This is a genomic window from Leptospira kirschneri serovar Cynopteri str. 3522 CT (assembly GCF_000243695.2).
Classification (GTDB): domain Bacteria; phylum Spirochaetota; class Leptospiria; order Leptospirales; family Leptospiraceae; genus Leptospira; species Leptospira kirschneri.
The window spans coordinates 174,352-187,399 of the sequence record NZ_AHMN02000020.1 but is presented as its reverse complement, the minus strand read 5'-3'; the positions used below and the strand labels follow the sequence as shown (position 1 = coordinate 187,399).

At 37.6% G+C, this 13,048-nt stretch carries 12 protein-coding genes; 7 read left to right on the top strand and 5 right to left on the bottom strand.

All coding sequences use genetic code 11. The features are described 5' to 3' along the window. Positions 1 to 15 precede the first annotated feature (15 nt). From LEP1GSC049_RS208795 to LEP1GSC049_RS208815, 5 genes are all read left to right on the top strand, one after another. Positions 16 to 957 (top strand): sensor domain-containing diguanylate cyclase, encoded by a 942-nt coding sequence (locus LEP1GSC049_RS208795; RefSeq protein WP_004754111.1) that lies wholly within the window; start codon positions 16 to 18, stop codon positions 955 to 957. 25 nt (positions 958 to 982) lie between these two features. Then, positions 983 to 1,909 carry a sensor domain-containing diguanylate cyclase gene (locus tag LEP1GSC049_RS208800; RefSeq protein ID WP_004759441.1) on the top strand — a complete coding sequence of 309 codons (927 nt, stop codon included), beginning with the start codon at positions 983 to 985 and terminating at the stop codon, positions 1,907 to 1,909. 80 nt (positions 1,910 to 1,989) lie between these two features. After that, the gene (locus tag LEP1GSC049_RS208805; RefSeq protein WP_004759343.1) at positions 1,990 to 2,928 is read left to right on the top strand and encodes a sensor domain-containing diguanylate cyclase; all 939 of its coding nucleotides are present in this window, start codon (positions 1,990 to 1,992) and stop codon (positions 2,926 to 2,928) included. An 87-nt stretch (positions 2,929 to 3,015) separates the two neighbouring features. After that, the gene (locus LEP1GSC049_RS208810) at positions 3,016 to 3,936 is read left to right on the top strand and encodes a sensor domain-containing diguanylate cyclase (protein ID WP_004759412.1); all 921 of its coding nucleotides are present in this window, start codon (positions 3,016 to 3,018) and stop codon (positions 3,934 to 3,936) included. A gap of 105 nt (positions 3,937 to 4,041) precedes the next feature. Then, on the top strand, positions 4,042 to 4,977 hold the full coding sequence (locus tag LEP1GSC049_RS208815; RefSeq protein ID WP_004753880.1) for a sensor domain-containing diguanylate cyclase: 936 nt from the start codon (positions 4,042 to 4,044) through the stop codon (positions 4,975 to 4,977). 92 nt (positions 4,978 to 5,069) lie between these two features. Here LEP1GSC049_RS208815 and LEP1GSC049_RS208820 read toward each other — a convergent pair whose 3' ends face one another. From LEP1GSC049_RS208820 to LEP1GSC049_RS208840, 5 genes are all read right to left on the bottom strand, one after another. Then, positions 5,070 to 6,326, bottom strand: a complete 1,257-nt coding sequence (locus LEP1GSC049_RS208820; RefSeq protein WP_004755049.1) for a chloride channel protein — start codon at positions 6,324 to 6,326, stop codon at positions 5,070 to 5,072. A gap of 10 nt (positions 6,327 to 6,336) precedes the next feature. Next, positions 6,337 to 7,371: a phosphoribosylformylglycinamidine cyclo-ligase gene (gene purM, locus LEP1GSC049_RS208825; protein WP_050572925.1), complete on the bottom strand. Its 1,035-nt coding sequence runs from the start codon at positions 7,369 to 7,371 to the stop codon at positions 6,337 to 6,339. Positions 7,372 to 7,493: 122 nt separating this feature from the next. Then, the gene (gene lsa19 / locus LEP1GSC049_RS208830) at positions 7,494 to 8,102 is read right to left on the bottom strand and encodes an adhesin Lsa19 (protein ID WP_004754276.1); all 609 of its coding nucleotides are present in this window, start codon (positions 8,100 to 8,102) and stop codon (positions 7,494 to 7,496) included. A gap of 1,504 nt (positions 8,103 to 9,606) precedes the next feature. Continuing rightward, complete coding sequence (locus LEP1GSC049_RS208835; RefSeq protein ID WP_004763031.1) at positions 9,607 to 10,647, bottom strand: putative porin; 1,041 nt, start codon at positions 10,645 to 10,647, stop codon at positions 9,607 to 9,609. Continuing rightward, positions 10,644 to 10,946, bottom strand: a complete 303-nt coding sequence (locus tag LEP1GSC049_RS208840; RefSeq protein WP_004754767.1) for a Bor family protein — start codon at positions 10,944 to 10,946, stop codon at positions 10,644 to 10,646. Before LEP1GSC049_RS208840 ends, LEP1GSC049_RS208835 begins: the two co-directional genes overlap by 4 nt. 335 nt (positions 10,947 to 11,281) lie before the next feature. Here LEP1GSC049_RS208840 and LEP1GSC049_RS2000000228105 point away from each other — a divergent pair, with 335 nt between their 5' ends. After that, positions 11,282 to 11,467 carry a hypothetical protein gene (locus LEP1GSC049_RS2000000228105; RefSeq protein WP_157195959.1) on the top strand — a complete coding sequence of 62 codons (186 nt, stop codon included), beginning with the start codon at positions 11,282 to 11,284 and terminating at the stop codon, positions 11,465 to 11,467. A gap of 312 nt (positions 11,468 to 11,779) precedes the next feature. Beyond that, the gene (locus LEP1GSC049_RS208845; protein ID WP_004759451.1) at positions 11,780 to 12,982 is read left to right on the top strand and encodes a Kelch repeat-containing protein; all 1,203 of its coding nucleotides are present in this window, start codon (positions 11,780 to 11,782) and stop codon (positions 12,980 to 12,982) included. The last annotated feature ends 66 nt before the right edge of the window (positions 12,983 to 13,048 follow it).

The following is a 13,048-nucleotide window of genomic DNA, read 5'->3' as shown; positions in this document are numbered from 1 at the left end:
CGGAACTAGAAAATCATGAATTTTGAAAACGAATACGACCTCGAAAAACTTGTAAATAACTCTTTGGATTTACTTACAATCGTAGACCTAAGCGGAAACGTTCTACTCGTAAATCCTGCTTTTGAACGGACCTTAGGTTGGAAAAAAGAAGACCTGGTCGGTAAAGATCCGTTTCATCTTCTTCATCCAGAAGATAAGGAAAGTACTTATCGTGAATTTGAAAAATTAAATCAAGGTCTACTTACTCTATCCTTTCAAAATCGATATATTTGCGCAGACGGATTGTATAGATATTTTTCCTGGACTGCTTCTCCGGATCTGGCGGCTGGTCTTGTCTATGTTACAGGAAGAGACATCACCGATGTGATCGAATCCAACCGTAAGATCAGTCAACTAGCAGTAAAACTCAAAGAAACAAATGATAGACTATTTGAACAGGCTTCTACCGATCCGTTGACAAAACTCAAAAACAGAAGGATGTTCAACGAGGAATTAAACAACCTCATCCATGTTTGTAATAAAGAATCACTTCCTCTTTCTTTGTTGATGATTGACGCAGATCACTTTAAAGATTATAACGACAAATTCGGACATATTGCCGGAGACAAGGTTCTGGTAGAACTAGCGTCTCTTTTGACAAAAACGTTTCGAAAAAAAGACGTTTTAGCTCGATATGGAGGTGAAGAATTTATCGCAGCCCTTCCCAATACGTCCGAAGTAGAAGCGAACCAAATTGCAGAAAGACTCGTTCAAACCGTGAGAGAATTTAGTTGGGAAAAAAGATCCGTTACAATCAGTGTAGGGATTACTACATCTAATTCGAAAAGTATAAATTCAGAATACTCTCTAAATCTAATTGAACAAGCCGACAAGGCTCTTTATTGTTCCAAAGTAAGCGGTAGGGATAGAATCACACATTTTTCATGGATCCAAAATAAAAAGAGCGGATCTATCTAAAATTAGTATATTATGGAATTTTAAAATGAAGAATTTTGAAAAAGAATACGACCTCGAAAAACTCGTAAATAACTCTTTGGATTTACTATCCATTCAGAGATTGGACGGGACCGTGTTACAAGTAAACCCTGCCTTTGAACGTCTTTTAGGTTGGAGAGAAGAAGAGCTGATTGGTAGAAATCCGTTTCATTTACTCCACCCGGAAGATAGAGAAAGTACCTTTCAAGAGTTTAAAAAATTAAACCAAGGTTTACCCGTTTTTGCCTTTCAAAATCGTTTTCTTTGTTCCGACGGAACCTACAAATATTTTTCTTGGACCGCTTCTCCGGATCTATCAGCAGGTTTAATTTATGTAACTGGAAGGGACATCAGCGATCTAATCGAATCCAACCGTAAAATCAGTCTATTAGCGGCGGAACTCAAAGACGCAAACGATAAGCTATTTGAACAAGCTTGTACCGATCCATTGACAAAATTGAAAAATAGAAGAGCCTTTAATGAAGAACTAAATTCTCTAATCCAACTGTCTCAAAAACAACTCAGCCCTCTTTCCCTATTGATGATCGACGTAGATTTTTTCAAAGACTATAACGATAAATTTGGACATCCTGCCGGAGATAAAGTTCTGACTATACTAGCGTCTCTTTTAGCAAAAACTCTTAGAAAAGACGACGTAACCGCACGATACGGCGGAGAAGAATTTATCGTAGCATTACCAAACACATCCGAAAAAGAAGCGATTGAGATCGCAGAAAGATTGGTTAAAGTAATTGAAGAATCGAAATGGGAAAAAAGATCCGTTACGATCAGCGTAGGAATTACTACTTCTCAAATAAACCCATCAAATAACGCTGATCATTCGATAGACATTATAGAAGAAGCGGATCGCGCGTTATACCACTCAAAGGTTAACGGAAGAAACAGAGTCACTCATAGTTCCCAAATATCTTGAACTGGTTTATGAGGATTTTTGAATGTAATTTAGTTTCTTCCAAAATATTTTTATCTTTTTTAAAATGAATTGGCCGACAAATGCAGTACAATTATGAAAAATTTTTCCACAACTCTTTGGACATACTTGTTATTGCCAGGATGGACGATGGTCACGTAATCCACGTGAATCCTTCCTTTGAAAGGATTTTTGGTTGGTCGGAAAAACGTCTGTTAGGATTAGGTTCATATGAATTCCTTCATCCAGAAGATCTTCCATCCACACAAGAAATAGCCGCCAAACTTGCCACAGGTGCTCCAGTTGTATCTTTTGAAAACCGTTATCGTTCAATTGACGGAAATTACAGAACCCTATCTTGGACTGCAGTACCGGAATATAAAAGTGGCATGGTTTATGCAATTGCAAGAGACATTACGGAAGTAATCGAATCCAACCGTAAAATTAGTGAACTCGCTTCGGAACTCAAAGAAGCAAACGATATGTTACTGGAACAAGCAAGTACAGACCCTTTGACTAAGTTAAAAAATAGAAGGGCATTCAACGCAGAACTCAATCGTTTACTTCAAGTCGCTCAAAAACAGTCATCTCCTCTTTCTTTATTGATGATAGACGCGGATCATTTCAAGAACTACAACGATCAATTCGGTCATCCGGCGGGAGATCAGGTTTTGATTCACCTAGCTTTTCTCTTAACCCATACACTGCGTCAACACGATGTGATCGCAAGATATGGAGGAGAAGAATTCATAGTCGCCATGCCCGATACTTCGGAAACAACTTGTTTACAGATCGCGGAAAGATTGATCCACGTCGTACGAGAATTCAACTGGGAAAAACGTTCTGTGACGATCAGCGTGGGTGCAGCAACCCTCGGCGAAAAACAAAAAACTTCTCTCGAAGAAAACCGCCATTTTATAAATCTCATCGAATCCGCAGACAAAGCCTTGTATCATTCTAAGATAAACGGAAGAAATCAGGTAAACCATAGTTCCAGAATCCTTCCTTGTAAAGAAGCGTAATTATATAGAAAGAATCTACGCATTTATTAATCGGCGAACCTGTATAGAACGACTTTATTTATAAATTCTTTTTTGGAAAAACGTCACATGAGTTATCAAAGCGAATACAATCTCGAAAAATTCTACAACTATTCTTTGGATTTGTTTTCGATCCAACGGCTGGACGGCACAGTGATCTCAGTCAATCCCTCATTTGAAAGAATCCTCGGATGGAAAGAAGAAGAACTTTTAGGACGTGATCCATTTCATTTATTACATCCGGATGATTTAGGAAGCGCCAAAGAATTTGAGGAACTAGACGGAGGAGGTCCTAGATCCTCTATTCAAAACCGAATCCGATGTGCAGATGGAACATATAAACATTTCGCTTGGACCGGATATCCAGATCTAGAAGCAGGCCTCGTCTACATCACCGGAAGAGACATCACAGAAACCATCGAAGCGAATCAGCAAATCAGTCAGCTTGCAACCGAATTGAAGAAGGCAAACGACTTATTGTTCGAACAGGCGACAACCGATCCTTTGACCAAGTTGAAAAACCGCAGAGCATTTATGAATGATCTTCATAGCCTTCTCAGATATATGCAACAAGAGAAAAGTTTTCTTTCGTTTCTTATGATCGATGTGGATCATTTTAAGACTTACAACGATCAGTTCGGTCATCTCGCCGGAGATAAAGTACTGGTTTGTCTAGCTAAGGTTTTTGAGAACACTTTGCGATCAAACGACTTATTGGGACGTTTTGGTGGAGAGGAATTTGTAGCCGCATTACCCGACACCAATGAAGAAAAAGCGGTAGAAGTCACGGAAAAATTACTTAACTCAGTCCGAGAATTCGATTGGGAATATCGCTCCATTACGATTAGCGTAGGAATCTCCACTATAGATTTTGAAAAAAAACACTTAAATGTTGATCCCACTCATTTGATCGAAAGCGCGGATAAAGCTCTTTATCAATCTAAAGTTAGCGGAAGAAATAAAGCCACTCATAGTTCTCAAATATATTAATTTTTTTGAATGTGATATTTTTTTCCGTTTTTTTAACACGGATGGACGTATCGATTCCGGAAAGAGCAATTTTTTTATGTCAATCCAACTCCAGGAAAATTAAGAATGGATCACGAAAACGAATACAATCATGAAAAATTTTTCAACTACTCCTTAGACTTACATGCTATCCAAAGAATGGACGGCGTTGTTTTACAAATCAATCAATCCTTTCAACGTATCATGGGTTGGACCAATGAAGATCTAAAAGGACGTACACATTTCCATCTACTACACCCGGAAGACGTGGAATCCAGTTTAAAAGAATTTGAACAATTAAACGAAGGAGTATCACATCTATCGATTCAAAATCGGTGCCGATGTGCCGATGGAACTTATAAATATTTTTCATGGACCGCTTTTCCGGATCTAGAATCCGGTCGGATCTACGTGACCGGAAGAGATATTACGGACATCATCGAGTCCAATCAGAAAATCAATAAACTTGCCTCCGATTTGGAAGAAGCAAATAACAAATTATTAGAACAAGCATCTACGGATCCGCTTACAAAACTCAAAAACAGAAGGGCATTCAACGAAGAAATAAATCATCTCATTCGCCTGGGGCAACGTCAGGAGAAATCGATTTCGCTCATGATGATCGACGTGGATCATTTTAAAGACTACAACGACAAATTCGGTCATCCGGCGGGAGATCGTGTTTTAATTCGATTGTCCGAAGTTTTTATGGAAACACTTCGGACATGCGATCTTATTGCGCGTTTCGGAGGGGAAGAATTCGTAGTTGCGTTATCCGACACAAATGAAGAAAAAGCGGTCGAAGTCGCGGAACGTTTGATGACCAACGTTAAAAAACAATCTTGGGAAAATTCTCCGATTACGATCAGTGTCGGCATAACAACCCTAAATTTCAACGATTCCGCTCCGATATATCATACCGATCTTTCTACAGGAATTATAGAAGAGGCAGATCGCGCGCTCTATCGTTCTAAGGCAAACGGCAGAAATCAAACGACACACAGTTCACAGCTTAAGACGTAATCCGCTTACAAAAACTGAATTTCGATTTTTATAACAACTCATCTTTTCTTACAAAACAATGTTTACAGAAACTATAGATTTTTTAAACAGTTCTAGTTTTCTTTTCCTTGAGTGGGAATAAATGGTTCTTTAGGAGATAAGAAATATCCGCTCAAACTCGCGATCAACACGGGAGTAAAACTATACAGTCCGGTCAGTGCGGATAATAAGATCGTAGTAGAGATAGGTGTTTTAGTCACGGAAGAGTTTACGGCGGCCATTAAGCAGATCATCAAAAAAGATTCATTCTCACTCGGAAAAAAGCCAAACAAAAGTTTTCCTGCACAGGCCCCTAAAAAAAATAGAGGTATAATCACCCCTCCTCTCCAACCGCTCGCCACAGTGGTACTAATCGCAAAGGTTTTCCAAAAAATCAAAACAACCAAAAAAATCGGCGTAAATTTTCCCTCTACAATTCGATTCAACTGATCATGTCCAAAAAAACGAGTGAGTGGAAGTTGCCACGCGATCAGCCCCAACACAAGTCCACCTAACAAAGTTTTCCAATAAATTTGTCCCGGAATTTTTGAATAAAACCAACGATTGACTAAAAATAATCCATGAAACATCCAACCTAACCCTGCTCCAACCCCTCCTAACAATATTGCATATAAGAAATCTTGAATGTCTCCTGGAACGTATTGAGGAAACTGCCAAGTAGGCTGTAAACCTGCGTGAGTCATCCAAAGAAAGACGAAAAACGCAGAAGTACTGGATAAAAATGCTGGAAGTAGAGCCTTATAGTACTCCACGACGTGTTTATGCTGTAAGATCTCAAGTGCAAATAACGCACCTCCCAATGGAGACCCGAACAAGGATGTAAAACCAGCGGCCATTCCGGCAATCGTCATAGATCTGTATTCCTCTCCAGTAAGTCCTAGTTTTTCTGCAAACCAATTTCCAAAGGAACCGGTTATCTGCACCAACGGCGCCTCTGGCCCTGCGCTTCCTCCTGCGGAGATACTCAAAATAGAAGAAAGAGCCATAGAAGGATTTTGATTCGTTTCTAATTTTCCGCCCCGAAATCGTATATTATCAATTACTAATGAAATCTCTCCCGGTTCACCTAAAAAATGTATGATCAATCCTATAAACAACCCTGCTGCTGCCATATATGGAACGGTTAAAATTTCTGAAATTGTAGAACCTAAATGTATTAGATATTCTAAAAACATCCAAAACACCGCCGAAAAAAGTCCTCCCACAATTCCTAAAATCACGTAAAAAAACGTAAGCCTAGAAAGCATAAAAGGATTTTTTCTGGAAAGTATTAGTACGGGGGATCGAAACAGTTCGGAAATCCTATTCATAAAAACACCGTTAGGCGAACTGGACTTCTTCCTTATTTCCAGATATAATTTCTCCTATTTCGTGAACGATTTCGCCGGAACTTTCCATAAATTTTCTTGCAAGTTCTGCATTTTCTTTGGAAACAATGACCATATATCCGATTCCCATATTAAAAGTGGCAAATAGTTCCGACTCTTCTATTTTATAATCTTTTTTGATTTTTTCGAAAAAATATCCCGAAGGAATCTTATCCTTAAAAAATTTCGACTGAGTTCCTTGCGGAAGGATTCTAGGTACATTTTCCTGATACCCCCCCCCCGTAACATGAACCATTCCTTTAACGGGAATTTGTTGCAAAAGTTTTAATATACTAGATACATAAATTCGTGTAGGTTTGAGCGCATAGTCTTTTAAAAATTTCACCTGCTGGGGATCGGTAGGCAGATATTTTCCTTCTTTTAAAAGTAGTTTACGGATGAGGGAAAAGCCGTTGCTATGCGGCCCACTGGATTCGAGTCCTAAAATTTTATCTCCGGTTCGAATTGTAGAACCATCTATCATCGAATCTTTTTCAACCGCCCCTACCACAAAACCGGCGAGATCAAATTCGTCCTCTTTCATCGTTCCTGGATGTTCGGCGGTTTCTCCTCCTAACAAAGATGTATTAGACATCTTGCATCCTTGTACAATTCCGGCCACGATCTGATCCATCTTTTCGGGATCTAACTTTCCGCAGGCGATGTAATCTAAAAAGAAAAACGGTTCTCCTCCACAGACGAGTATGTCATTTACACACATCGCTACTAGATCGATTCCTATCGTGTCGTAAGTTTTTAGAAGTCGGGCGAGTTCTATTTTTGTTCCAACTCCGTCCGTTCCGGACAATAGAATCGGTTGTTTATATTTTTTAAGAACGCTTACGTCATAAGCCCCTGCAAAACCGCCCAGACCGCCGATTACTCTCGGCCCCTGAGTGGATTCTACGTTACGTTTGATTTTTTGTACGAACTCTCTTCCTTTTTCGGTATCCACTCCGGCATTTTTATATGTAATCTTTTCTTCCATTCCTATAGGTCCCGATTCTTTTTTAGAATAGATTGAAAAAATCGATATTCCTGCACACAAAAAAAAACCGGATTCACTTGGAAATCCGGCACTTAAAAACGAAGATTCGGGAATTCAGGAAATCATTTCATTTGGTCGATTTGCTCCATCGCTGCTAATTCTTCTTTGGCTGCGACTCTTACTTTTAAATACTTATCACCCGGTTTAAGATCCAAGGCCTGGCCTGCTTCAATTAAAATTTTTGCATCATCAGACTTGCGGGTAATTTCAACGGCTCCTTCTCGAACCGCAAACGTTCCGGTCTCATCTTTACCATTCACTCTTCCCCAAAACTGAGTTCCTCGAACGGCTGCAACCACGGTAGGAGTATGTACAATAAGGCTTTGTCCTTTTGCAAGATTACCCGCCTTGATCAATACGTTTCCTTCGGAGACTTGAAACGAAGCACTCTCAGAATTGAGAGCTGCTATGGTTGCGGTACTTCCTCCCAATAGTCGAAAACTTCCTAGTTTAGAGGTAAGATCTAATACAGCCTCCGACTCAGTTTTTACAGATTGTCTTTCAGTTACATTTGTATAGATCGAAAGTTCTTTACCCGTTTCTATGATGGAAGCTTTTCCTTTGAGAAAAGTGACTACTGCGTCCGAACTTTCGACGGTCTTAGGTTTACAAACGTTGAAAAAGATTAAAACCAAAAACACAATTGTTAATCGAATCATAGTAACTCCCATTGAACGTCCTATGGATAAGTTTTCGTATTATACTCTAATTTGAAAAAAACAGTCTAGATTTTTTACCACAATCTTCAAAAATTTATTTCCAAAAATTTCGATTTCTCTTTGGAAATTTATTTCCAAGAATAGGCATTTTTTTAATTAGGAAAAAAATTTCCAAAATCGTAGAAACATTTTCTATAAAACGAAATACATCCTATTCAATTTCTACACTGTGATCATATATATTTTGAAACGTTTTTCCGTTTCGGATGCAAAATTATAGACATTTTGTCCTATAGAGTTTAGTAAACCGTAAAGAGTCATAATCCGGGATAAAATTTCTCATAATAAAAATCATATTCCGGTAGAATTATATTATAAAATTATAATTTTTAAACGGCTTGTATTATACAAAATCAATTTACTCATCTCTGTAAAATTGAGTGCCTGAATGTTCATCACAAAGTGACACTTCAAGTAAGTTTGATAGAATCCTATGCGAAAACGATTAAGACGTGGGAATTCAGCAGAACACTCTTTCAAACTAAAGCCGTCTCACTTCTTTATTGAAACTAAAGACGATTGTTGTTCCATGTATGCAATTTACTGACCAAAACTAAAGAGCCCGGCCCGGTTACCTGTAGCAAGCTGGATTCGTCCTGGTTTTATTAGGTCGAACTCACATTTATTATATTCTGAGTAACGTTGAACTGGGCGTAAGATTCGTTTTATAAGACCTGATTTTTCCATAAAAAATAAATGTTTAAAATTTTGTAATGCGACTTAATCTGTGGGAACTCTCACAAATCGTGGATTTACCAGTAGTTCCACTTCATTTTACAGACAAACCTAAGTTTTGTAAGAGTTCCCACAATTGCAAAATCAACCTGTAAAGTTGCGTTTTGTAAGAGTTCCCACAATTTCAAGATCAACCTGTAAAATTGTGTTTTGTAAGAGTTCCCACAATTGCAAAACCAACCTGTAAAATTGTGTTTTGTAAGAGTTCCCACAATTTCAAGATCAACCTGTAAAATTGTGTTTTGTAAGAGTTCCCACAATTGCAAAACCAACCTGTAAAGTTGCGTTTTGTAAGAGTTCCCACAATTGCAAAATCAACCTGTAAAGTTGCGTTTTGTAAGAGTTCCCACAATTGCAAAATCAACCCGTAAAGTTGCGTTTTGTGAGAGTTCCCACAATTTCAAGATCAACTTGTAAAGTTGCGTTTTGTGAGAGTTCCCACAATTTCAAGATCAACTTGTAAAGTTGCGTTTTGTGAGAGTTCCCACAATTGCAAGATCAACCTGTAAAGTTGCGTTTTGTAAGAGTTCCCACAATTGCAAGATCAACACGTAAAGTTGCGTTTTGTGAGAGTTCCCACAATTGCAAGATCAACACGTAAAGTTGCGTTTTGTGAGAGTTCCCACAATTGCAAAAAGTTTTTCAATGTAATAACTTCTATATTCTAAAAACATAAAATAACTTTTAGGTTCAAGAAACCGTTTCAGTTTCAAAGTAGAGTTTAAAAAAGAAAAATAGAAATTCCAAGTGATACTTGATTTTGAACGGAGTAAAGCCAATACTGTTGATTGAAAGATATAAGTCCAGCGTACCAAGATTCAGGCCCAAGTCCCGCTTTAACATGCGACTTACCTTCAAATTCCCTAAAAGATTCCGTCCAATTTAAATTCAAAATTAAATTTTCTGAAAGTTTATAGTTAAATTTGATCGTATGAGTCCATCCTTTCCCATAAGCGGATTCCAAAAAAGTAAGGGTTCGATACCGATGAAAGTCTCTAGATTTGATTTCCGAAGAAATGAAACTGAATGAAACTTCTAATCCCCATCTTTGAAAATTAGTTTGAGTACCGATACCGTATTTGATCTCGTTGATAGAATTGGAATAAGAAATACTTTCTCCGTTTAAATAACCCAAGTAAATCTTTCCAGAACTCAATTGTGAACCAGAAGACCCGTTTACAATAAATTTTAAATATTCATAAGAATATCCTCCGATTACAAAAAGACCAAAACCTTTGACGTTCGGATTAGGAGAACCCCCACTCGGAAAATATCTCACATCAAACCCAACAATCGAATCGTTCGCTTTTAAAGAAGAATCAAAATCGGACCAATTGCTAGTCCCAGAAAACCGAGTAAGTCGATTATTCCCCCAAATCGGATCGTAGCCGTAAAGCGGACCGTAGTGTGTAAATCGATTGGAATAAAGTGAAGGCGTGAACATATAAAAATCTTCGTCTCTAAAATTTCCTGAGTTTCGATAACCGAGGGTGGAATGTCCTTGAAGTTGAAATTCCCAATTCTTTTTGATATAAATCGCACTAACACCTAAGAGCGGATATTGCCTTGCATAAGTCAGTCTTGAACCACTGCCATAACTATGATCATCGGAAGAAGGAATCAGATTGCCTCCACCAGTTTCAAAAATTAATCTACCCTGATTGTATTGAACGTTAGGCGCTATTATCCATTTAGAATCGCCCGCAAACAGTACCGAGATCGGAAAAAAAAGTAAGAGTAAAAATTTTAAGAATATTCTCATTCCAACTCACAATAAACGTTCGTGAGTTTAGGAGAATATAACGTATAAGTAAGTACAATCACCAACAAAGAAAGAAAGGTGTATTTAGTTTCCACGTAGGAAACTTCCTTTCCCTTACAAGCATCCTTGAGGTTCAGATCTTCGGATTGTGCTAAACCCCAGATAAAAAAATGTCTGTAAACGCTATAAGTTGGAACTCTTCCAGGTTTTTCCACTTCCTGTTTCCAATAAAACTTTTCCGTTTGACAACCCGTGGAAATAAATATCGCAAAAAATAATATAATTGAAGTCAGTTTCATTCTATTTTCCTAAAAAAGGAGAAGATTCCTTCTAGATTATTTTTCCATTTCTCCAGGTCAAGTTAGTACCGAGTTCGGTAACGTTATTGATTCTTTAGAATTTGTTCAAAACCTCAAAAAAATCTTTTTAAACTTCTTACTCATTAACTATATAATAAATTACCTCATATTTTACATGGAATCAGCGTTTTGTGATAGAATTAACGGGACTCAATTTTATAGAGATCAGTAATAAAGTATAGCAACGCTCACAAACAAGTTTATTTATTTTTTATACTAAAGTTTTATATTCTCTAAAGACAAATTCACATTTAGATCCAGAATTTTGAAATTCTTTGATACAACATTTAATGATCCCTACTTCCCGTAAAGTCGCTATTAAAGTGTCGCTTAACGTAAGTTTGATAGAATTCTATGCGAAAGCGATTGAGCGTAGAGAAACTCAACAGAACGGTTCTCTCAAACTAAAGCGTCTCGCTTCTATTGGCGCTCGACAGATCACGTTTGAAATCGTAACTTAAAATGAAATGGTACATTACATTTCTTTCATACAATTATTGACTGTAGCTAAAAAACACGGTTCGGATTCGCCCAATCTTTCTTACACTGAATTTAGCACTATTGAAATGTAAACGATTGAATTTTTTATTATATAGTTCTGAGCAATCGAGTTGTTAAAAAATTAATTCTTGATCTGTTTCAGTTTTATTTAAATGGACAATTGAAGCAATTTTACGAACCTTCACTATAAAATTTTTTCAACAACAAGAATCCAATCCATTTGATTGTAAATTCTGATTGTGTTGTTCTTTTAGAAGACAAACCTTGTTTCTATGTCTTACAGATTAGGAAACCTGCGGTTCTATTTCGGAATTAGTTGTTTTATTTTATTCTTTTTTATTTCCGGTTGTTTATTGCACCATACGGACGACAAAATCTCTAAAGCTCCTTTAGGTTTTCTTGCAATCCTTTTCAGCAACTCAAATCCATATTTAAATTCAGCTGAGTTATACGATCCGGCTACTCGAGGTTTTTCTTTCGTTCAGAATTCTCTCAATTTTCCGAGGTATCATCATACTTCTTCTATTTTACAAGACGGACGAGTTGTTATCACAGGAGGTTATTATCCTTATATTGAATCGTATTTATTGGATCAGATCGAAATCTACGATCCAAATTCGAATACGTTTCAAAACTCGACCCAAAATCTTCTGATGCCTAGAAATTTACACTCGGCCACTCTACTTCAAGACGGAACGATTTTAATTACCGGCGGTCGATGTCTTTCGGATTCTCCGGCTACAAACAAAACGGAAATTTTTGATCCACAAACCCAAACTTCCACTTGGACAGGAAATTTAAATATCGCAAGATGTAGACATCAGTCCGTCTTATTATCCGACGGAAAAGTATTGATCGCCGGAGGGGTCGATCCAATTTCCGGAAACGGGATTCTTCCCGTAGAAGTCTATGATCCTGTTAGCAAAACTTTTTCTTTAAAAGGAAATCTGCTCCAACCTAGATATAATTTTTCAGCCCTTGTTCCCAACATGGGAAATCCTATTTTGATCGGAGGAGTGAATTATTCTTCGACTACAAATTCTTTTTCTACTCTTTCCGAAACCGAAAGATTCGACGAGGTTACAGGTCTTTTATCTGCAGGACCTTCTTTAAGAAAACCTCTTCGATCTTTTACGGCTAACGTTTTACAAGACGGAAGAATTTTTATTACTGGCGGTTCCAACGAAGATGGTACTTCCGATTCTATTCAGATTTTAGATTCTACGTTTACGGAGATCAGTTCTAAAATGTCCGTAAGCAGACAATTTCATACCGGCACGGTTTTAAATAATGGATACGTTTTGATTGCAGGCGGAAGAACCTCCAACATTGTTCATTCGGAAGCGGAGGTTTTTGATCCAAATTCAAATTCGTTGTCTTCTACTGGAAGTTTGCTTCAGAAACGATATGACGCCACATCTAATCCATTACAAAATGGTAAAGTTTTCATTTTAGGTGGGCGGTCTTCATACTGATCTTTTTTATCTTTATGAATTCACTCGAGAAAATTTCAGAGCTTTTCAAAGTTTTACTGCAAAATC